The following is a 20,796-nucleotide window of genomic DNA, read 5'->3' on the forward strand; positions in this document are numbered from 1 at the left end:
CAGCCTCGGCCCGCACGCCGCGGTTCGGTCCAGGTTCGTTTGCGATCAGCCGTGTTTCCGCATGGGCCGCCATGGCCAAAACCGAAACTGATGCGGCCATGACGGCCCCTAGAATAGGCTTCTTCATAGTCTCTCCTCCCTTTTGTTTCGGGTATGTTTGCACCCGACTTATATTAAATATTAAATAGCATGATAACTATTATCTAGCAATCTATTTATTCGAGCGACTCCCGTCCAAGCACGTTAAATACTTGTCAGTATGCGCTAAGCGTTCTGTCCAACCGCGTACGGGCAGCATCAAATTCACGCTTCAGGCGTGCGACCATTTCCGAAGCTGGGACAACATCTTCAACCGCGCCAATGCCCTGCCCCGATCCCCAAATCTCTTTCCAGCTTTTGGGTTTTTCACGGTCCTCCGCAAAATTCATTTTGGACGGGTCAGATTGCTCCAACGCATCCGGATCCATCCCTGCCGCTGCGATAGACGGCTTCAGATAGTTGCCCCAGACGCCGGTAAACAGGTTTGAATACACAATGTCGTCAGCGCCGCTGTCTGCGATCATCCGCTTGTACCCTTCGGCCGCGTTTGCTTCCTCGGTGGCGATAAAGGTCGAACCGGCATAGCCGCCATCCGCCCCCATCGCGAGAGCCGCCAGAATGGAATCGCCGCGCGCAATTGCACCGGACAAATACAGCGGCCCATCAAACCAGCTGCGGATTTCTTGCACCAACGCAAAAGGCGACAGCGCACCCGCATGCCCCCCCGCCCCGGCAGCCACCGCGACCAGCCCGTCGGCACCCTTTTCGATGGCTTTATGGGCAAAGCGGTTGTTGATAACATCGTGCAACACCACGCCACCGGCGGAATGTGCAGCATCATTGACCTCGACCCGCGCACCAAGCGAGGTGATCCAGACGGGCACTTCGTGTTTCACGCAAATTTCAATATCGCGGTCAAGCCTGGCGTTTGACTTATGAACAATCTGGTTCACCGCATAAGGTGCAGCAGGACGATCCGGGTTCTCCTGGTTGTGACGGTCCAACGCCTCTTTGATCTGGGTCAGCCACGCGTCCAGGCTATGTCCGTCTTTCTCGCGTGCATTCAACGCCGGAAAAGACCCGACAATCCCGGCCTTACATTGCGCAATGACAAGCTCGGGGTTCGAGATGATGAACAAGGGGCTCGCGATAAGCGGCAACCGCAGGTTTTGTAAAATGGCAGGCAAAGTCATCAGAGTTCTCCCTTATGTGTTTTCCGTCACTGCGCCGGCGTGAAAAAGCGCGTCGATTTCATCGGCAGCCAGTCCCAACTCCGTCAGGACGGCGCGGCTATCTGCACCGGGGGCTGGCGGCGTTGCGGGCAAAGGCGTGGTGGCGTCGGTAAAACGCGGTGCTGGCATCGGCTGCACCACACCGTCCGAGAATATCCCACGGGCTTGATTATGCGGATGGCTCGGCGCTTCAGCAGGGCTGAGTACCGGCGCGAAACACGCGTCCGTGTCTTGCAACAAGGCCGTCCAATGATCGCGGGGCTGGCTTTTGAAAATCTCAGTCAAACGGGTCCGCATTGCGGGCCAAACCGTTCGATCCGCACGGTCGCCCATTTCCTGCACAGACAGGCCAAGCTTATCAAGCAAAACGGCCCAAAACTGCGGCTCTAACGCGCCGATCGTGACCCATCCGCCGTCCGCACATTCATAGACGCCGTACCACGGCACGCCGCCATCCAACGCATTGGACGCGCGTTCGTCACGCCACAGTCCCATCGCGCGGCGGCTGTAGATCATGCTCATCAGCGCGGCAGTACCGTCGACGATTGCAGCATCAACCACGTCGCCCGAACCGGTTCTTGCGGCCTTGAGCAGGCCCGTCACCATACCGAAGGCCAGAAACATGCCACCGCCACCGAAATCACCCAAAAGGTTCAGCGGGAAGGTGGGCGCGCGGCCTGCTTCGCCCGATGCCCACAGCGCGCCTGACAAGGCGATGTAATTCAGGTCATGGCCAGCCGTTTTGGCCACGGGCCCGTCCTGCCCCCAGCCCGTCATCCGGCCATAAACCAGACGCGGATTGTGGGCGCGGCAAACGTCAGGCCCAAGGCCCAGCCTCTCCATCACACCGGGGCGGAATCCTTCGATCAGGCCGTCGGCTGTTTCAACCAGACGCAACGCCAGATCGACAGCACCCGGTGCCTTCATATTTAGCGCTATGGATTTGCGCCCACGGGCGAGGAAATCCAGATCATGCGCACCAGCCCCCGTCGGGGAGCCAGCGCCGGGGCGCTCAATGCGGACCACTTCGGCCCCCATATCGGCAAGCATCATGCCTGCAAAGGGACCGGGGCCAATCCCGGCGAATTCAATGATGCGCAGCCCCGCAAGCGGGGGTGCGGATGCCTCTTGGTGCATCTCACGGGTCCTTTCAGAAATGTCGTGGCAAGCGCGGGAAACCCCGCAGCTTGTTTTTAACGCTTGCTCAAAGCAGTCCTCAAGTTGTTGCGCATTTTGCGCAACACCTTCAGCGTGGTTTCAAGCTCGGCCTCTGAGAGGCCTTCATTCGCGATCTCGTCAACCTCGAAGATTGTGCGGGTCATGATCTTGACCAATGACTTGGCTTGCGGCGTTGCATAGATACGGTTCGACCTGCGATCTTCGGGGTCCGCACGGCGCTCGACATAGCCCCGCGCCTCGAGCCGGTCGATCAGTTTTGAGGTGGTCACAGTCGCCACCTCAAGACGATCAGCCAGTTCCGACTGACGCAAGCCATCCTCGCGGACCAGATGCACCATCACCCAACCTTGCGACATGGTCATATCGTGAGGCTTCAACATTGTGTCGAACAAGATGGCCCGAAAGCGCGCAATATCCTGATAAATAGGATTATTATCTTCGCTTAACGAAGTCTGTTTGTGCGCCGCTTTCGTAACATCTTCCAAGCTCAGCATACCCTTTTACCTATCGGCGTTAAAAGTCCGTACGCCAGTCTAGTGCTTTTGATCGCCATCGCCAACAAAATCAAACCGGATCCCACGTAAACACGTCGCTGGACCGATCAAGATCATAGAAATCGGCCTTCATTGCTGGCAAGGCATGATCGCGCACGGTCTGCGGTGTCCAGCCTTCGGACCGGTGCACCGACCGGATCGGGCGCGGCTGGGACATCAGGAAGATCTCGTTGTTGCGAATGCAGAAAATCTGACCGGTCGTATCGCAGGTCGGGTCCGCCAGCGCCACACAAAGCGGTGCAATCTTGGCTGGTGTCATCTCTTTGATGCGCTCGACACGCGCCTTTTCGGCCTCGGTCTTGGTTGCGATGGTGCCGATCAGGCGCGACCACGCAAAGGGCGCAATGCAGTTCGACCGTACATTAAAGCGGGACATGTCCAACGCCAGTGATTTTGAAAGACCGACGATCCCCATCTTGGCGGCGGAATAATTCGCCTGCCCAAAGTTACCGATCAAGCCGGAGGTGGAGGTGAAGTTGATGAAACAGCCCGATGCCTGCATCTTGAACTGCGGAGCCACGGCCTGCGCCATGTTAAAGCTGCCTTTCAGGTGGACCGAGATGACGGAATCCCAATCGTCCTCTGTCATCTTGTGAAAAATTACATCGCGCAGAATGCCGGCATTGTTGACGATCACGTCGATCCCGCCAAACACATCCATGGACTGTTCGACCATAGCCTTTGCATCCTCGGGCCTTGCCACGTTGCCAAAGTTGGTCACTGCTTCACCGCCCGCAGCGATGATTTCATTCACGACCTCTTGCGCCGGGGTCGCATCCGCGCCCGCGCCATCCGATGCGGCACCCAGATCGTTCACGACGACTTTTGCACCGTGGCTGGCCATCATCAGCGCAATATCACGCCCGATGCCGCGACCTGCTCCAGTTACAATGACTGACTTACCTTCCAACATACCTGTCTCCTCCAGATGAATTCCTTCAGTTTATAATTAGCTTGATTATAATATGCAAGCTAATTATGATTTGCACAGATCGTCAAAGTTTTTGATGCACGAATTGAGGGAGGAGCCACACGATGTTCAAGCGCACCGTATTTAATGAAGACCACGAGATGTTCCGTGACCAGGTCCGGCGTTTCGTCGCCGAAGAAATCACGCCACACCATGCGAAGTGGGAAAAAGATGGGCGTGTCAGCCGTGATGCATGGCGCAAGGCTGGGGAAAACGGTCTTTTATGTGCTGCAATGCCAGAAGAATTTGGCGGCGCAGGTGCCGATTTCCTATTCTCGATGGTGGTAATGGAAGAACTGGCAGCAGCCGGTGCGATGGGGCCAGGGTTTTCCCTGCACTCGGATATCGTGGCCCCCTATATCCTGCATTATGGCACCGAAACGGTTAAGCAAGAATGGCTGCCCAAGATGGCCGCGGGCGAGGCCATCGGTGCCATCGCCATGACGGAGCCCGGTGCGGGATCGGATGTACAGGGCATCAAAACCACCGCTATCCGCGACGGCGATGATTTTGTTATCAACGGCCAAAAGGTATTTATTACCAATGGCGGCAATTGTGATGTCCTTGTTCTTGCTTGCAAAACCGATCCGACATTGGGCGCGAAGGGCACCTCGCTGTTGTTGGTTCCCGCCGACACGCCGGGCTTTCGCAAGGGCAGCCAGCTGTTGGAGAAAATTGGTTGGAAGGCGCAGGATACCGCTGAATTGTTCTTTGACAACGTCCGCGTTCCCGCAACCAATCTTCTTGGCGCTGAAGGCCGTGGCTTTTATCAACTGATGGAGCAGCTTCCCCAAGAACGCCTGCTGCAATGTGTCCGTGCTACGGCGGCACTTGAGGCTGCGCTGCAATGGACCATTGAACACGTCACGGAACGCAAGGCGTTCGGCAAGACCATCGCGGACTTCCAGAACACGCGTTTCAAACTGGCCGAGATCAAAGCGCAATCCGTCCTGATGCGCGTGTTCACCGACAAATGTCTGGAAATGCACGTCGCCGGAGAATTGGACGCCGTTGATGCCGCGATGGGCAAGATGCTGACCTCTGAAACCCTGTGCCGTTGCCTTGATGACCTGCTGCAAATGTTCGGTGGCTATGGCTATATGTGGGAATACCCGATTGCCCGCGCGTGGGCGGATGCCCGCGTGGGCCGTATCGCAGGCGGCACCGGCGAAGTGATGCGCGAAATCATCGGCCGTTCGGTGCTTGGAGGACGGAAATGATCCATTTTCCAGACTTCATACGCAAATATGCGTATCAACGCCCCGACTGGCGCGCCACCCATTTCGAAGGGCGCGACTACAACTGGGCCCAGATGAACCGCCGCGTCCATGCGATTGCGTGGCAGCTGCAAAAGCTGGGCGTAAAGCCCGGTGACCGTGTGGCGTATCTGGGCCTGAACTCGCACTGGATTGTTGAAATGTACGTGGTGCCCTCGATGATCGGGGCGATTTCCGTGCCGATCAATCATCGGCTTTCTATTGAGGAAATGGTCGGCGTGATTGGCGATTCCACCCCCGCCATTTTGATCGTCGACAGACATTTTCGCGACCAAGCTGCTGAGCTGATGGCGCAGTGCCCCACGTTGCAGACCCTCATCCTTGCCGATTGGGGTCAACCCGGCGACACCCTGCCCGACGGCACGCTGCATTATGACACGCTGATCTCCGATGCCCCCGAAGTCGCCGAAGATGCCTTTGATGATTGTGCCAGCCGGTCCGATGACACGATGATCCTGTTCTATACCTCAGGCACAACAGGTCAGCCAAAAGGCGTCATGCTGAGCCATTCCAACTTTCTGGTGAATGCCACCGGTTCAGGTCACCTTTATGGCTACAGGCAAGATGACGTGCTGCTGCTGTCGGGGCCGCTGTTCCATCTTGGCACGGGCAGTCGAGTGTTCACAGCACTGGCCTATGGCACCACAATGGTCGTTCAACCGAAATTCGAGGTCGAGGACACCCTGCGCATGATCGAAGCGCAAAGGATCACGACCATGACCATGGTGCCCACGATGTTGAACATGGTCATGAACCACCCGCGCTTTGCGGATTTTGATTTCTCGTCCATCCGTGTGCTGACATATGGCGCATCCCCGATGCCCGTCACGCTGATGGAACGCGCGATTGCCGCCATTCCGGGCATCACCTTTTGTCAGGGTTACGGGCTGACCGAAACGTCGCCCGTCCTGTCGGTTCTTGAACCGGCGGATCACGTGCCGGGCAATCCAATGCTGGATAAACTCAGCACTGTGGGCCGCCCGATTCTGTATTCCGATCTGCGGATTGTGGACGTTGACGACAATCCTGTGCCAACCGGAACGCCCGGTGAAATCGTGGTGCGCGGACCACAGGTGATGAATGGCTACTGGAACCGCCCTGATGAGACGGCGCATGCCATGCGGGGCGGGTTTTTCCACACGGGTGATGCTGGCGTGATGGACGCAGACGGTTATCTGACCATCGCGGGACGCACCAAGGAAATGATCATCTCGGGCGGGGAAAACGTCTATCCGATCGAGACCGAAAATGCCCTGAGCAAACATCCCGCAGTTGCACAGGCCGCGGTCTTTGGCGTGCCACATGCCAAGTGGGGCGAGATGGTTTATGCCGCCGTTGCCCTGCACGACGGAAAAACCGCGACCGAAGCCGAGTTGATCGCTTTTTGCCGCGAACGGATTGCCCATTACAAGGCCCCGCGCGGCATGACCATCTGGCAAGGGCCCCTGCCCCTGTCCGCGACCAACAAGCTCGATAAGAAAACGATCAAGGCCCATGTCCTGGAAACCCAAGGGGCTGAATACACAAAGGAAGCTGCAAAATGACGGACGCTTTGCAAATCACCCGCCAAGGCGGCGTTGTGACGCTGACCATGAATGAACCTGCATCGCGCAACGCTTTGTCCGACGCCATGCGCGAAGGATTATCCAGCGCGATGCAGGATCTGTCGGTCGATTCCGACCTTGAGGCCGTGATCCTGACCGGATCAGGCGGCGTGTTCTGCGCCGGCGGGGATCTGAAAAAGATGCTGGCGAACCACAAGGCCGGTCTGGTCACAGGTGCCGAAGATATCCTGCCCCGGATGAAATACCTGCATCGCTGGATCACGCTGCTGCGGGATTTACCGGTGCCGGTCATCGTCGCGGTTGATGGTCCGGCCTATGGCGCGGGTCTGGGTCTGGCGCTGACCGGAGACATCATCCTGGCGTCTGAACGGGCCAGTTTCAACGCGTCGTTCTGCAAGGTCGGGGCGGTACCGGATGGCAACTTGTTCTATTCCCTTCCGCGGATGATAGGTCTGCAACGGGCGCGTGAATTATTCTATACGGGCCGCACCGTCCACGCAGAAGAAGCGCAAAGCCTCGGCATTTGCATGGAAGTTCTTGCTGTTGATAACCTTTTGCCCCGTGCCCAGGCAATCGCCCGCATGATGTGCGATACCTCGCGCACCGCCTTTGCGATGACCAAGGCGATTTCAGCAAGGTCGATGGATCTGGACAGCAACGCGCTTCTTGAACTTGAAGCGCAGGCACAAGCGGTGTGTCTGTCAAGCACCTACCACAAAGACGCAATCGACCGTTTCACCCACAAACAACCGCCGCGATTTGACTTTCGCTAGGCGGTTATTGCGATACGTTTGAGGGCCACGGGTAAACCCATGGCCCTCAAAGAAAACCTGACCGTCGGATAAATTCTGTCCGGTGATCCTGACCGTTCAGGTCAGAACACCGTCCCTTTCCAGTTGATCAATCTGCGCTGCATCCAGACCTATATACTCCGCCAAAATCTGACGGGTATCGCGCCCGTATTCCGGTGCCGCGCGCAGTGTTTTGGCAGGTGTCAGACCAAGCTGAAAGCGGCAAGCCTCGTGATGTGCGGGGGTGCCATCGGTTCTGGGCAGGGTTTGAAAATGCCCCCATGCCTCTAGCTGCGCATCAATTGCCAAATCCGCAGGCGATGCCACGACATGCGCGGCCACACCGCAGGCCTGCAGGCGCTGCTCGACCGCTTGGGGGGTTTGGTCGCGACACCACTGCGCAAGACGCGCATCAATCTCGACCTCCGCCGCGCGGCGGCCTTCCAGCGTCTCGAATGCCGGATCCGCCAGCGCGGCCAATCCGGTTTCCCCGCGCAGCGCGATCCACGCGGTGTCGGACGTTGCGGATATGGCAACCCAAGCCGTTTCGCCATCCGGCGCGGCACAGGGGTAGACTTCGTTGGGAACACAGTGCGGGTCGCGGTTGCCATCGGCAATCGGCACCCGCCCGGTCGCCGCGTGGTCAGCGAATGCTTCAGCGATGAACTGCATCCCGGCCTCGGCCTGACTGATATCCAACTGTCTGCCCCGGCCCGTCAGGCGCTTGTCTTCCAACGCAGCCAATAACACAGGAAAGGCCAGACGCGGGGCCACGAAATCTGTATAGGGTCCATAAGGGCCAATCGGGGCAGACACATCACGACCGGCAAGCACCTGAAGCCCCGACATCGCGGCACCGATATTGCCGAACCCCGCCAAGGCGGACCATGGCCCCGACTGCCCCATCAGCGATGTCGACAGCATGACCAACCCCGGATTATCCTGCGACAGGGTATCGTAATCCAACCCCCATCTATCCATCTGGCCAGGGGCAAAACTTTCGACCAACACGTCAACCTTGCCAGCCAGCTCCTTGACCAGCGCCCGCCCCGCGTCTTGGGAAAGGTCCAGCGTCAGGCCTGCCTTTCCAGCATTGCAGTTTTCGTACAGTCCCGACCGGTTGAGATCACGAACACCTTCCGGATACGGCCCTGTCAACCGCGCGACTTCGGGCTTTCGCGCACTTTCGACCCGAATGACCTTTGCACCGAAATCGGCCAGATTGCGCCCGATCATCGGCCCTGCGACCACCCAGGACAGATCAAGGACGGTTATATTCTCAAGCGGCCGTGCGACATGGGTCACAGCCTTGGCCACAGGAAAAGGCCGAGCGGCATCCGCATTTTCAAGCCAATCGGCCTCGGGCTTGGTGCCGCCTTCGCCCAGATCGGGTGCTGGTCGCAGCGGGGTAAACCCTTCGTCAAAGCCAAGCGCGAGTTTACCCGGCAAAGCCAACGCGCCGACCTTTTGCAAAAAGCCGCGCGCTTTGCTGTGGGGGCTGTCGGCCAGATCCGAGACCGTCATGATCGGGGCCAGCATCAGACGATGCTGCAACGCCATTTCGACCGCCTCGCGTTTGGTCATGGCGGCAAGAAAATCGGCAACCTCGGTGCGGGCCTGCTCCATCTCCTCATCCGTGATTTCGTCGTTTTCAATTTGGGGGGGTAGCGTAATCCAGTCCCATGCGGCGAATTTCGGCGAACATGCCCCGCGCGCGGCCATCACCGCAAACAGCGAATTCGTGAACCGCCCCGCCGCCGGACCAAGGGCAAGGTGCATTTCAACGATGCCGTCCTTGACGGGCCATTTCGACCGCTGCGTCCGCGAGCCCGAGCCTGACAGGTCAAGCTCGCGTTTCTTCTTGGATTTTACCTCGGCGCGGAAGACGTAGTTCGGATGACCGATGACCGACGCCATCGACAGGCTAAGAGTACATTGCGTGGCCGACGCCTGTGCACTGGTGACCACCCGTTGGCCTTGGCCGCCGCGTCTGCGCGCCTCAAGGGTGACCATTATCCCGCACAGCGCATCCGCTGCCGCATGATGATAGGCTTGTGGCAAAGTCACGCGGGTTGGAATGCCGGCTTGGCTTTCGGTTGGCTTCAACGGCCCGCCAGCGGCCCATAATGTCAGGTCGCTTTCTGCATAGCCCGCTTTCGGCCCGTCCAGACCAAAGGGCGTTACGATGGAATGAACGACACCGGGATTGGCTTTCAACAGCGTGTCCGTATCCAGAAAACCATCCCGTCCGGGCACACCGCTCTCAAGAACCACATCCGCAACGGCGGCCAGCGCTATCAGCCGTGCGGTTTCGGTGCCACGGTCCAGAACCAGCGACCGCCGACCGGCACCATAGGCGGCCCAGAACAATGACGTGCCGACCGTGTCGAAAGGTGCAACCCCACGAGCAGCCGACCCGCCCGCTGGTTCGATTTGAAGGACATCAGCGCCCATGCAGGCCAGCATCCGTCCCGTCAGAATGCCACGTTGATCCGTCAGATCCAGAACCCGCAGGCCCGCAAGTGCACCGTCATCCATCAATAAGACCCTCCATCAGCGTCAAGCTTGGCGGGGCCACGCGAAATCCGTGGCAAGCCGCAGATTGGTTCCGCTGGTGCCACCCGGCACGCGCCCGTTTTTCGGGCCGTGCTCACCACTGATCCTCCGAGGTGAGCACAGCCGTTGCCGCCGCTGAAAACATGCCGCCGACCCCATGGACCAAGGACAGCTTGGCCCCTTCGATTTGCGCGGGCGATATGCCCCGCATCTGCCGCACGCTTTCTTGCAGGGCGAACATTCCGTACATGCCAGAGTGCATATAAGACAGGCCGCCGCCGTTGGTGTTCAACGGCAAGCTGCCCCCGGGGCGTGTATTGCCTTCCGCAATAAAGGCCCCGCCTTCGCCCGGTTTGACAAAGCCAAGATCCTCAAGCCCATAAATCGGCAAATGTGCAAAGGCATCATAGATCATCAGGTGATCGACATCCGAATGGGTGATCCCCGCGCTCTCGAACGCCATCTTACCAGAAACGCGGAATGCCTTGGACGATGAAAAGCTTTCCATCTGCGAGATCATCGGCCCTTCGGCGCTTTCGCCGCCCATACCGCGCAGATAGACGGGTTTGGTGGGGAAATCCTTGGCCCGCGCCGCGCTGGTCAGGATCAGGGCACCGCCACCATCGCTGACCAAACAGCACATCAGTTTGCGGAAAGGATATGCGATCATTTTCGAGTTCAGAACATCATCGACCGAAAGCGGATCATGCGCCGTTGCGCGCGGGTGGAGAGCGGCCCATTCGCGCTGGACCACTGCGACCATGGCAATCTGTTCGACGGTCAGGCCATCGTCTTTCATCTTGCGCATCACCGGAAGCGTGAACCGCGACGGCGGAAACAATGGTCCGTAGATCGATTCAAATTCTTGCTGCTGCATGGAGGGGAACAGTGGGCGATGGCTGCGATTATTCGACCTGCCGCTTTCACCGTGGGTGATCAGAACGGTCTTGCACAGCCCTGTTTCAATCGCTGCTGCCGCATGCCGCACCAGCGTGATAAAGGAACAGCCACCGACTGACGTGCCATCGTACCATGTCGGTGTAATGCCAAGGTATTGAATGATTTCGGCCACGTCATGGCCAGCGGTCGCAACACCGTCAATATCCGCAAGGGTCAGACCACAATCGGCCAAGGCGTTCAACGCAGCATCCGCGTGCAGCCCTGTCTGGCTTAGCTCGGGCACTTTGCCCATACGCGTGGTTTCGGCGGCACCGACGATGGCTATGGATGCGCGGGTCATGCGGTGGCTCCTGCTGGTTTGAACTGGGGAATGGCGACATCGCCGCGCTGCTCAAAGGTCACATCAAGCGGCATATCGAGGATCAGCGCATCGGGATCGGCAGGGCAATCCAGGATGTTCGCGACCATCTTCACGCCTTCGTCCAACAAGACAACGGCAACCGTAAAGGGGGGCTCGTACCCGGGGGCGGGCAGATGGTTAATGATGTAGGAATACAGTCGACCCTTACCGCTGGCCTGCTTAACTTCGACATCGCGATTGCCGCAGACCGGACAAAACGGCCGCGGCGGGAAATACGCCTTGTCACATGACGGGCAACTGTTCAGCAACAGCTTACCCTCTTTGGCACCGTTCCAGTAGAATTCTGTCTCTGGATAGATGGTCGGCAGAGGCCGGTCAGCCATCATATTTCTCCTTGTTTTCAAACAAATTTCAGATCAGCCAAGCCGTGCAAAGCCATTGTTGAGCACCACGATGTCACGTTCGACCACGCGAGCGCGAAAGCTGATGTCATTGCCGTCCCGCCACATTTCCGTGCGGATCGTTTCGCCGGGATACACAGGCGACGAAAACCGCAATTGCAGGTGGGTCAGGGCCGCAAAGTTCCCACCGGCCAATGCTTCGGTAATCGACCACGAGGCCACGCCAAGCGTGCAAAGCCCGTGCAGAATGGGCCGGTCAAAACCAACCTGCCGTGCTACGTCGGGGTCCGCATGGAGCGGGTTCATATCCCCCGAAAGCCGATAGACCAGCGCGGCATTTTCTGGCGTCTTGAAATCGAACGTCGCATCCGGCGCACCTTCGGGCATGGCGTGGACGGGGCGCACTGCATCGTCTGATCCCCCGAACCCGCCATCGCCCCGCGCAAACGAAGTGCTCACGATCGTCGCGATCTTGAGGCCGCTGGCCTTGTCGGTGATGACCCGCTCGGAGTAGATCAACGCGCCCTTGCCCGTACCTTTGTCCACAATGCCGGTGATCCGTGTTTCACCCAGCAGCACGCCCGACGCAGGCAGTGGCGCATAAAGCGTCAGACTTTGTTCACCATGAAGGATTTTTTGCCACGTCAAACCAGTGTCGGGCTCCATCGCCCAGAAACCGGGATAGGCCAACACATTAACCATGGCGGGCAAGGCACCGAACCCCGTTGCATTTTCATAGGTGGCGCGCAGGTGCGACGGGGACAGCGGATCGGTCCCAAGGCCAAGGCCAAGCGCATAAAGGATCGTATCCTTTTCCGTATAGGCATGTTCGGTCATAGGGAATTTCCGCCCCATGAGAGCGTCATAATTAATCATCACAAGTCCTCCTCTTGCTTTTGCATTTTATGTAGCATGATAATAATATGCAAGCTACTTATCTATCGTCTCAGGATGGCTTTCAATTCACGACCCTTTCTTCAACATGACACATCTGCCATTGGGCGGTTTGCGTGCCACCCGACAATACTGACAGCTAGATCGCTTCTTGCGCAAATTGTCGCTTTAATGGCTTGGTTTCCTTTGTCCTATAGGCCGCTGCTTCAACCAGTGAGGTAGCAATCATGGCAACGATCAGCGGAGGTAGCGGAAACGATTCCCTAACCGGCTCTCAGGACGACGATTCGATTACTGGAAACGCCGGGAATGACACACTGGTCGGATATTCGGGGAACGATACGATATCCGGCGATGCCGGAAATGATACGATCTATGGCGGACAGACAGCGGATCCGACCTATACCACTGTCAGCAACGGGCAGACGATCAACGGAACGACCGGACAGGATTACTTTCGCTGGGCCGCCGAAAACAGCTCCAACGCGACGATCCGCCTTGATGATGGTGGGGGCAGTGACAATGACGGCGACAATGTTGCCGATTACGTACTGGTCGGAACGACCAATACGACGAACACACTTGCCTTGCGCGGCTTCGATTACGGCAAGGACAAGATCGTCCTGCAAGAAGACTACACCAATATTTCGTCGTCGATCGTACAACATTCGCCGACGACCTATGGCGTTATCTATACGATCACCTACGCAAACGGAAATACGCAGATCTTTAACATCGAGTTGAACGGAACAGGTCCGATCGAACCGGTGCAAATTTTTACGACCACGCCACCGGTGCTAAGCGACGACGACGTTCTATCGGGGGGCGACGATGCCGATACGTTTGTCGTGGAAGACAACTTTGGCAATGATACGATCACGGGCGGCGAAGGTGGCACCGACTTTGACACCATAGACTTGAGCGCGGTGACGTCGCCGGTAACCGTGACCTATTCCGGTAGCGAGACCGGTACCGTCACTGACGGCACCGGCACGATAACTTTCAGCCAGATAGAGCGGTTTATCCTGACGGATCTGGCCGATACGGTGGACGGATCTGCCGACAGTATCGGCATCAACATCGAGGCGCGGGGGGGCGACGATTTCGTGCTGGGCGGCACCGGGAACGACACCCTACTCGGCGAAGATGGAAACGACACCCTGTCTGGTGAGGCTGGTGATGATTCGATTACCGGCGGCGCGGGTGACGATTTCATCGACGGTGGCGATGGCAACGACAACCTGAACGGCGGTACTGGGAACGATGTCTTTATTGGCGGTGATGGAACCGATACATTCGTTTACGCCCCCGGCGACGGCAACGACACGATCACTGATTTCAACGTTGGCAATACTGGAACGTTGGACGACGGCAACAGTGCAAACAATGATTTCATCGACTTATCGGCTTTCTACGGTAACATCCGTGAACTGCACGCCGACCAGACGGATGATGGTATCCTCAACCAGTCCAACGATGGTGTTGACGGTGTCGATTATTCGGGCAGATCCAGCTTTGGCACAGGCAGTCTAAACTTTTCCGGGGCAAGCGCGGATAATTCCAGCTTCACTTCGGAAAACACCGGCGTGGTGTGCTTTACGACCGGCACAGCGATCTGCACGCCGCGCGGTGATGTCCTGATCGAAGACCTCGTAATCGGCGATCTGGTCATCACCGCCGACAATGGCCCGCAACCGATCCGCTGGATCGGCAAGAGACGGCTTGGTCAAGAGACCCTCCGTGCCGCGCCAAATTTGCGCCCGGTGCTTTTTCATGCAGATGTTCTGGGGAATGCCCGCCCATTGCTTGTGTCCCCGCAGCATTGCATGTTGGTCGGAAAAGACCAATTGATGCGCGCAAAACACCTCGCGGGGCAACTTCCAGGGGTGCGTATCGCAAACGGCAAGCGGGCGGTCACCTATATCCATCTGATGTTCGACGCGCACCAGATCATTTTTGCCGAGAATGCCCCATCGGAAAGCTTCTATCCCGGAAACATGAGCCTGAGAATGATGGGGAGTGACCTTAGCATGGAACTTCTGGCGCTGTTCCCAGAACTTCGAGATAATCAGAATCTGATTGCCCCTACCACACTGTGGTATGGAGAGACTGTGCGCCCTGTCCTCAAACAACAGCACTTGGATGCAGCCTGCCCAGCTTGACCAATTTAGTGGTCTGGCTAAACCAGAGTGCCCTATGCCTCTTATCAAAAATCAATCCGAGCATCCCTTGGTCAATCCGACAGCGGCACAAAACCGCGATAGGTCCGGTTTCATTTTGCAGCCATCCGGTTCCTTACCAAAGATCGTTCAACAAGGGCACTTACCGCGGCCATTATTTTCATGCTCTCGGGGTCACAGTTCATGTGCTGCATTAGATTCAGAACCAAGATATCGATGCGTTCGACAGATGTCGCACCAGCCTCAAGGGCAAGCGCGAGTGATGATGGCCTAACCAGAGATTGCGTCGCATTAACATAGCTTTCGAAGGGGACCAAAGATGATGGTGGTGCACCCGTCGCCCGTAGTGCGACAGTCACTGCCTCGTAAATTTTGCGGCTGACATTCAAGTCTTGGTTAACGGCATCGCGTATCGAAACTGGGCCACCGTTCATGCGCAGACAGCGGCAGTTTCCCGTCACCAGCATCGGCCATTTCGCCAAAGGCGTAAATATCGATCCACGAGTCAGTAAATGAACCGGCACTGGCCCCCACGTCTCTCGCAGGCGGGACGCGTCTCTTGTTATGCGCGCCAAGATTGCTTGGTCTTCCGGTCTGGCAAAAGGCGCGAATTTGAAATTGGACGCCAGCGTTACTTGCAGATGCCCCGGCCGCGCTGGATCAGGTCTGATCGCTTGCGGATCGGGGCTTGCCAGCGTCATACGCTCGGGTGGTATTGACTGCCAGACTGAGCGATTTTCATAGGCACTTTCACCAAGGGTTGGGGGCAGAGATGGAACGCGCTTCAGGAATGGCGGAGGCGGCATGTTCATGATCGACGCAACCGGCAGCCTGTCAGCAATACGAGAGATAAGATCACTGATGTCGCGCGACTGCGCCTGTGGTTCCTGAATGGCAAAGATAGCGAGATCGAAATCCTCTGGGTTGACCTGAGAGGGAGTGGCCAGCGAAATCCCGCGGTCACCCATTGGGGGGCGTAATATATGGTGTTCACTAAAATGGATCGCGACCCCTTGCTGCGCAATCACCGCACCCTCATCAGCCCGTCCTACGACAGTGACCTGATGCCCCGCCGCGGCAATCTTGGCCGCAGGGAGCAACCCGAAACTTGCGCCGACAACCAGAATGCGGTGCGGTGAAGGGTGCGCACTATTCAGCGTCATCGCACGGCCTCGATGTCGATATAGACGATATCATTGGTGATCGGGCGGCCATAGATGATCAGAACCGAAATCGCCGCCGCATAAGTAAGCGTGAGCGCAGGCCAAACCGCGTAGACAGGCAGGATGCGCGAATAGAAGCGGGTTAATGGTGTCATGGAAAGCCCCCCAAAATAAGCCCGATCACGGGTCGCGCAGCCGAAAGCCACCCCAGCACGCAGATTGGGCCCGCGACTGCACTGATCCAGTTTGGAAGTGAGATGCCGGCCCTTTGTGGCAACATAAAACGGGACAGCACGATCCCCAGCGATTGCCAAAGCGCCCACAGAATATAGTAGAGCGAGAATTCATGCCAAAGACCAATCACCAGCAACGCCGCGATCAAAGCAATTACGGGCTGACGGGTTAGCGCCGTGATGGGACGGAAAACATAGTCTTGGACCCAGCCGGTCAGCGACATGTGCCAACGGGTCCAAAATTCGACCAAGTTGCGGGCAGCCCAAGGTTTGCTGAAGTTCTCCTCCAGCTTCAACCCCATCATCAGCGATACGCCAAGGGCCACATGGGTCGCACCGGCGAATACGAAAAACAGCTCGACCCATGATACTGCCGAACCGGCCCATATGCGCCAAAATGGTGCCAACGTTTCGGTGGCCAGCATCACCTCAAAATCAATCTTGGCAACACCTTTTCCTGCAATCAGGTAAAGCCAGACCAGCCCAATCAAAACGCGTTCGGCCCCGGTCAGAAACTGCTCTGGCTCCCAACGTCGACGGCGTAGCTGATGTTGAAAATGTGGTAGACGGTTGATGGGGCCCGCTGGCAGAACTGGTAGGAACAGAAAATAGTGCAGGCTTTCGCGGTATCCGAGCGTCGAAATCCGCCCCATCCACCATTCTAGAACAACATGCAGCGCGCGAAGGGTAAAGAACGCACCACCGATCCACGCCCACCCCGGCAGCGTGCGAGACGCCACAAGCCCTGCGATCAAAGCAAGCGATGCAATCGCTGTGACAGGGCCTTTTGCACGGCCGCCAAATGTCAGTGCGCAAGGCAGCAAAATGGCGATCGCGAGCAGCCACAAAGCCGAAGCCGGCGACAAAAGCAGGAGACACATAAAAGTCCAGATGGAGATCGCATCGAAGGCATATTTGGACGGAACGGCCCAAGAAATCGGAACACAGATCATCCCAAGCAAAAACAGCGTGAAAAGGTCCGGGGTCATCATTTTTGCACCCGCCACCACGCGGCGAGCTCTTTGCCAAAGCGGTCAGCACCGCGCCCGCTTAGATGTGCTTGGTCAAGAAACAGTTCTTCCCCCCAGTCGCCGGCGCTTTCCGGTACGAAAAGAGGGATGTCGAATTGTGCTGAAAATGCTCTGGCTCTCCGCTCGAAGGTGGCCATATCGTCGGCACCTATCAACTGCTTTGCGACACCATCCCGCGGCATCATGACGAGAACGAACCGGGTGCCTTTGGAGGTCGTGAAAAGGCGCTGCCATGCGCCAACATGACAAGGGCCGACAAATTTCAACGGGTAATACTTTGCGGTAGTTTCAGGGTTTATGGAGCGTGTTTTATCCTTATTGGCAGGTTCAGCGCCCGGCCAATATATATCTCTGCCAAGCAGGATAGCATCTGTGAAAATTTTTAGGTTTCCAAGCCGATGCTGTATACTGTTCCGAACCCCGCAGCCTGCGCGATCGGTTGCAAACCGCGAAACCAACGGATTGATTTCAATAAAAACCTTTCCCACACCCGAGGCCACAGCCGCCGTTGCCATATCAAGTATCTGCCGCTCTGACCCATTGTTTAACCCGATACGCAGCGACTTTTCTGCATCCACTTGCGGTAAAGGCGTGATCTGGCCAAGATCAGGCAACGCATGACGAAAAAGGGACGTGCCCAGGAAAACGGTATCCACCCCGGTGAAACGCGCATCGACCCGCCGCTGGCCGAAAGCGCCTATCGCGATCAAGATGCCAACCACAAGAACCAGCGCCGACAGCCAAGCCATCGCTATAGATCTTGCCGTCAGTTTCATTCGCAATCCTGAAGGGCCGTGACAAAATCGCCCAACCGGCGAAGGGCGCTGACCCTTGCGACCGGAATTTGTTGATCGAAATGGTCTTCAATCGACAAAATCAGGTTTAATTGCGTGAAGCTGTCCCAACCTTCGACATCATCGGGTGTCGATCGCAGTGACAGTTGTTCGGCAGGCACGCGGAAAACCTTGGCAGCGATGGCCAAAACATCAGTCTGTATATTTGTCGCATGGGCCGTAGGTTGGCTGCTGTCTGGGGCATCGGTCAAAACTGCGCGCAAAGCTTGCGTGTTCACTTTGCCCGACAGACCTCGCGGAATTTCGCTGAGCACATGAATCCGTTTAGGAATTTTTCGAGGCTCCACATGGTCACGCAGATGGGCGACCAAAGCCGGTTCATCCACGGGATCGGAAAGCACAACGCCGGTCATACCGATTTCGCCGAACATATCGTCGGGCACCCCGACTGTGGCCGATTCAACGACTGCCGGATGACGCAACAGGGCCTCGTCAATCTCGTCGGGGAGGATCAGCACGCCGCCAGACATAATCACCGTTTTCAGCCGCCCAAGGTAGTCAAAGCTGCCATCTTCCCGCATCCGGGCGATGTCACCGGTTTTGAACCATCCATCATCGGTAAAGCTTTGCCTCGTTCGGTCGGGGTTGCGCCAATAGCCGTTGAAAATGTTGTCGCCGCGCAATTGCAGCTCGCCTTCGTCCGCGCCACCTTCGATGCGTGCCTCGCAATCAACCGGCTTGCCGATTGTTCCGGGCGTGCCCATCTCAGTGTGATTGCCGGAATAGAGTGCGCTCGCTACCGTCTCTGTCAGACCATAGTGATTGACAAGCGGTCGGCCAAAACGCTGTTCGATCCGACCCAAAAGATCAGCAGGCATTTTCGCCGCGACAGTGATCAGCATCGCGCATTCAGGCCCATCGAAATAATCATCATGGGCCGCATACCGGTCTATCATCGCCCATATGGTCGGGACTGCCAGAACATGCGTCGCCCTGATTTGCCTTATCTGTGACAGCCAAATTTCAATCTTTTGAACTTCAAAACCGCCTGTCCGCACCACCGCAGCAAGGTTCCACGCCGCCAGTACAGGACCTTGGATCATGCCATCGGCGTGGGCAAGGATCATGTCATTAAAGATACGCGATGTGCCGGAAACCCCTCCCAATCGGGTAAGTGTTTCCAGATTTGCGGCAAGGTTGGCGCGGGTAATCTCAACCCCGCTTGGTGCTGCTGTTGTGCCAGACGTGAACAGCAAATAGGCCAAGGTATCATCAACCGGCAACCGGGGCGCGCGCGACGCAGCCTTGGTGCCAAGGCCAAAATCGTTTCCTGATTTGCGGCGAAACAAGGCGCTTGGCCCACGGCGACGCTCGACTGTCTTCAAGACCTGCCCCATGATCGTGGGTTCCAAAGCTGGCAGATTGGCATCAGATACAACGAGCTTCGGGTCAACTGCCGATATGATCGACGCAAGACGCTGATCGGGGCAGCTTCCCTCAAGCAATACAGGCACAACCCCGTCGATCAGCCCTGCGAGAAAACCCGATATCGCAGTTTCCTGCCGGTCAGTCCGCAGCACAAAACGGTCCCCCTGGGCCAATCCAGCTTCGTCAAACAAGGCCATCCAGCAGCGGATACCCTCTTGCATTTCGCTATAGCTTAAAGTGGTTTCGGGAGAGATCAAAAAATCTGTCCGGCCACCTACTTCGAAACTGTGCCAAAGCTGGGTCGAAAGGGTCACCTTCATTCCCCTCCCATCAGATCAAGCGAGGATTGCCCGTTTCGAAAGGGCATGACCTTGGCGGGATTTCCAGCGATCAAGGCCCCGTCACTTACATGTTTGCGTACGACGCTGCCCGCTGAAACAAGCACATTATCACCAATTCTGATGCCGGATTGGATCACGGCCCCCGCGCCAATCATGCTGTTACGCCCGATCCTGACATTGCCTGACAGAACTGCGCCCGGACCGACGCTGACATAATCGCCCAGCACAGTATGGTGTCCGATAGAAGCACTCCGATTAATCAATACGCCTTCTCCGAAGGCACATCCACCGCCGACGACAACACCCGCATTAACAAAAGACCCAACCCCGATACGCAGCCGTGGCGGCAGAATTGCAGTCGGGTCAATCAATGCGTCAGCCAGACCGAAACCGGAATCTTGTGCCAGCTGCGCAAGCTCTGCTCGCTTCTTGGGCGAAAAGGCACAAGGCATGGCAGGACCGCGTGCCCAGCCTTCAAGTTCCAAGAACTCAACAATCTCGATATCGCTTAGGACCCGAGGGTGACCCGAAACGGACACCCCATAGGCAATTGCCCTTCCTGACCGCTCGGCCGAAATTTCGTAGTCCACGACAATCGGTGATCTAAGACCAAAAAGGATCACAGCAACGCTCCTCAACTTTGGGGCCAACGATCAGAAAAGTAAACGAATTGTCAACGGCTTACCATATGGACGCCCGATGCGTATCCCTTGTAGGGGCAAAATACGGAAACTCGGACGTGGCTATGGGTCATTTTCTGACCTAGGGTTCGTTCCCCGTCTTGGTATCTTTGTTCCGGGTCAAACGTGCGATCATGACAAAGAAAAACGGCACGAACAAAACGCCAAGCACAGTCGCCGCGATAGTGCCCGAAAGCACACCGCTGCCGATGGCTGTGCGACCGCCC

18 protein-coding genes are annotated in these 20,796 nt (G+C 57.1%); 4 read left to right on the plus strand and 14 right to left on the minus strand.

The genetic code is table 11. The features are described from left to right. Positions 1 to 254: 254 nt before the first annotated feature. The 4 genes from ABYT07_RS09445 to ABYT07_RS09460 form a co-directional block, all read right to left on the minus strand. Positions 255 to 1,232: an NAD(P)H-dependent flavin oxidoreductase gene (locus ABYT07_RS09445; RefSeq protein WP_372991143.1), complete on the minus strand. Its 978-nt coding sequence runs from the start codon at positions 1,230 to 1,232 to the stop codon at positions 255 to 257. A 12-nt stretch (positions 1,233 to 1,244) separates the two neighbouring features. Next, on the minus strand, positions 1,245 to 2,408 hold the full coding sequence (locus ABYT07_RS09450) for a CaiB/BaiF CoA transferase family protein (protein WP_372991145.1): 1,164 nt from the start codon (positions 2,406 to 2,408) through the stop codon (positions 1,245 to 1,247). Between the two features lie 56 nt (positions 2,409 to 2,464). Continuing rightward, complete coding sequence (locus ABYT07_RS09455; RefSeq protein WP_372991147.1) at positions 2,465 to 2,812, minus strand: MarR family winged helix-turn-helix transcriptional regulator; 348 nt, start codon at positions 2,810 to 2,812, stop codon at positions 2,465 to 2,467. Between the two features lie 202 nt (positions 2,813 to 3,014). Beyond that, entirely contained in the window at positions 3,015 to 3,917 is a 903-nt protein-coding gene (locus ABYT07_RS09460; RefSeq protein WP_372991149.1) for an SDR family NAD(P)-dependent oxidoreductase, read from the minus strand. Between the two features lie 122 nt (positions 3,918 to 4,039). Here ABYT07_RS09460 and ABYT07_RS09465 point away from each other — a divergent pair, with 122 nt between their 5' ends. The 3 genes from ABYT07_RS09465 to ABYT07_RS09475 are packed head-to-tail and all read left to right on the plus strand — an operon-like array spanning position 4,040 to position 7,589. Then, a complete protein-coding gene (locus ABYT07_RS09465) occupies positions 4,040 to 5,194 on the plus strand; it encodes an acyl-CoA dehydrogenase family protein (RefSeq protein WP_372991151.1) in 1,155 nt (384 codons plus the stop codon). Then, a complete protein-coding gene (locus tag ABYT07_RS09470) occupies positions 5,191 to 6,795 on the plus strand; it encodes a long-chain-fatty-acid--CoA ligase (protein WP_372991152.1) in 1,605 nt (534 codons plus the stop codon). The genes ABYT07_RS09465 and ABYT07_RS09470 overlap by 4 nt, the downstream gene beginning before the upstream one ends. Further along, entirely contained in the window at positions 6,792 to 7,589 is a 798-nt protein-coding gene (locus ABYT07_RS09475; RefSeq protein ID WP_372991154.1) for an enoyl-CoA hydratase/isomerase family protein, read from the plus strand. The genes ABYT07_RS09470 and ABYT07_RS09475 overlap by 4 nt, the downstream gene beginning before the upstream one ends. Positions 7,590 to 7,685: 96 nt before the next feature. Here ABYT07_RS09475 and ABYT07_RS09480 read toward each other — a convergent pair whose 3' ends face one another. The 4 genes from ABYT07_RS09480 to ABYT07_RS09495 form a co-directional block, all read right to left on the minus strand. Next, positions 7,686 to 10,145 (minus strand): CoA transferase, encoded by a 2,460-nt coding sequence (locus ABYT07_RS09480; protein ID WP_372991155.1) that lies wholly within the window; start codon positions 10,143 to 10,145, stop codon positions 7,686 to 7,688. Positions 10,146 to 10,257: 112 nt separating this feature from the next. Next, positions 10,258 to 11,403 carry a thiolase gene (locus ABYT07_RS09485; protein ID WP_372991156.1) on the minus strand — a complete coding sequence of 382 codons (1,146 nt, stop codon included), beginning with the start codon at positions 11,401 to 11,403 and terminating at the stop codon, positions 10,258 to 10,260. Beyond that, positions 11,400 to 11,807 carry a Zn-ribbon domain-containing OB-fold protein gene (locus tag ABYT07_RS09490; RefSeq protein ID WP_372991157.1) on the minus strand — a complete coding sequence of 136 codons (408 nt, stop codon included), beginning with the start codon at positions 11,805 to 11,807 and terminating at the stop codon, positions 11,400 to 11,402. The genes ABYT07_RS09485 and ABYT07_RS09490 overlap by 4 nt, the downstream gene beginning before the upstream one ends. A 33-nt stretch (positions 11,808 to 11,840) precedes the next feature. Then, a complete protein-coding gene (locus tag ABYT07_RS09495) occupies positions 11,841 to 12,701 on the minus strand; it encodes a MaoC/PaaZ C-terminal domain-containing protein (protein ID WP_372991159.1) in 861 nt (286 codons plus the stop codon). Between the two features lie 245 nt (positions 12,702 to 12,946). On the opposite strand from ABYT07_RS09495, the gene ABYT07_RS09500 reads away from it, so the two are divergent. Then, positions 12,947 to 14,881, plus strand: coding sequence for a Hint domain-containing protein (locus tag ABYT07_RS09500; RefSeq protein WP_372991160.1), 1,935 nt, complete (start codon positions 12,947 to 12,949; stop codon positions 14,879 to 14,881). Between the two features lie 110 nt (positions 14,882 to 14,991). Here ABYT07_RS09500 and ABYT07_RS09505 read toward each other — a convergent pair whose 3' ends face one another. From ABYT07_RS09505 to ABYT07_RS09530, 6 genes are read right to left on the minus strand one after another with little or no spacing between them, the layout of a single operon-like run. After that, positions 14,992 to 16,062 (minus strand): hypothetical protein, encoded by a 1,071-nt coding sequence (locus ABYT07_RS09505; protein WP_372991161.1) that lies wholly within the window; start codon positions 16,060 to 16,062, stop codon positions 14,992 to 14,994. Beyond that, entirely contained in the window at positions 16,059 to 16,217 is a 159-nt protein-coding gene (locus tag ABYT07_RS09510; RefSeq protein ID WP_372991162.1) for a hypothetical protein, read from the minus strand. Before ABYT07_RS09510 ends, ABYT07_RS09505 begins: the two co-directional genes overlap by 4 nt. After that, entirely contained in the window at positions 16,214 to 17,287 is a 1,074-nt protein-coding gene (locus tag ABYT07_RS09515; protein ID WP_372991164.1) for an MBOAT family O-acyltransferase, read from the minus strand. The genes ABYT07_RS09510 and ABYT07_RS09515 overlap by 4 nt, the downstream gene beginning before the upstream one ends. After that, positions 17,284 to 18,102 carry a hypothetical protein gene (locus ABYT07_RS09520; protein WP_372991166.1) on the minus strand — a complete coding sequence of 273 codons (819 nt, stop codon included), beginning with the start codon at positions 18,100 to 18,102 and terminating at the stop codon, positions 17,284 to 17,286. The genes ABYT07_RS09515 and ABYT07_RS09520 overlap by 4 nt, the downstream gene beginning before the upstream one ends. Further along, the gene (locus ABYT07_RS09525) at positions 18,099 to 19,868 is read right to left on the minus strand and encodes an AMP-binding protein (RefSeq protein ID WP_372991167.1); all 1,770 of its coding nucleotides are present in this window, start codon (positions 19,866 to 19,868) and stop codon (positions 18,099 to 18,101) included. The genes ABYT07_RS09520 and ABYT07_RS09525 overlap by 4 nt, the downstream gene beginning before the upstream one ends. Continuing rightward, positions 19,865 to 20,512: a DapH/DapD/GlmU-related protein gene (locus tag ABYT07_RS09530; protein ID WP_372991169.1), complete on the minus strand. Its 648-nt coding sequence runs from the start codon at positions 20,510 to 20,512 to the stop codon at positions 19,865 to 19,867. Before ABYT07_RS09530 ends, ABYT07_RS09525 begins: the two co-directional genes overlap by 4 nt. Between the last annotated feature and the right edge of the window lie 284 nt (positions 20,513 to 20,796).

This window comes from Sulfitobacter sp. (assembly GCF_041552635.1).
GTDB lineage: Bacteria > Pseudomonadota > Alphaproteobacteria > Rhodobacterales > Rhodobacteraceae > Sulfitobacter.

Coding starts and splice junctions, on each gene's coding strand:
- ABYT07_RS09445 (WP_372991143.1), bottom strand. CDS start 1,232: ATGACTTTGCCTGCCATTTTACAAAACCTGCGGTTGCCGCTTATCGCG.
- ABYT07_RS09450 (WP_372991145.1), bottom strand. CDS start 2,408: ATGCACCAAGAGGCATCCGCACCCCCGCTTGCGGGGCTGCGCATCATT.
- ABYT07_RS09455 (WP_372991147.1), bottom strand. CDS start 2,812: ATGACCATGTCGCAAGGTTGGGTGATGGTGCATCTGGTCCGCGAGGAT.
- ABYT07_RS09460 (WP_372991149.1), bottom strand. CDS start 3,917: ATGTTGGAAGGTAAGTCAGTCATTGTAACTGGAGCAGGTCGCGGCATC.
- ABYT07_RS09465 (WP_372991151.1), top strand. CDS start 4,040: ATGTTCAAGCGCACCGTATTTAATGAAGACCACGAGATGTTCCGTGAC.
- ABYT07_RS09470 (WP_372991152.1), top strand. CDS start 5,191: ATGATCCATTTTCCAGACTTCATACGCAAATATGCGTATCAACGCCCC.
- ABYT07_RS09475 (WP_372991154.1), top strand. CDS start 6,792: ATGACGGACGCTTTGCAAATCACCCGCCAAGGCGGCGTTGTGACGCTG.
- ABYT07_RS09480 (WP_372991155.1), bottom strand. CDS start 10,145: ATGGATGACGGTGCACTTGCGGGCCTGCGGGTTCTGGATCTGACGGAT.
- ABYT07_RS09485 (WP_372991156.1), bottom strand. CDS start 11,403: ATGACCCGCGCATCCATAGCCATCGTCGGTGCCGCCGAAACCACGCGT.
- ABYT07_RS09490 (WP_372991157.1), bottom strand. CDS start 11,807: ATGGCTGACCGGCCTCTGCCGACCATCTATCCAGAGACAGAATTCTAC.
- ABYT07_RS09495 (WP_372991159.1), bottom strand. CDS start 12,701: ATGATTAATTATGACGCTCTCATGGGGCGGAAATTCCCTATGACCGAA.
- ABYT07_RS09500 (WP_372991160.1), top strand. CDS start 12,947: ATGGCAACGATCAGCGGAGGTAGCGGAAACGATTCCCTAACCGGCTCT.
- ABYT07_RS09505 (WP_372991161.1), bottom strand. CDS start 16,062: ATGACGCTGAATAGTGCGCACCCTTCACCGCACCGCATTCTGGTTGTC.
- ABYT07_RS09510 (WP_372991162.1), bottom strand. CDS start 16,217: ATGACACCATTAACCCGCTTCTATTCGCGCATCCTGCCTGTCTACGCG.
- ABYT07_RS09515 (WP_372991164.1), bottom strand. CDS start 17,287: ATGATGACCCCGGACCTTTTCACGCTGTTTTTGCTTGGGATGATCTGT.
- ABYT07_RS09520 (WP_372991166.1), bottom strand. CDS start 18,102: ATGAAACTGACGGCAAGATCTATAGCGATGGCTTGGCTGTCGGCGCTG.
- ABYT07_RS09525 (WP_372991167.1), bottom strand. CDS start 19,868: ATGAAGGTGACCCTTTCGACCCAGCTTTGGCACAGTTTCGAAGTAGGT.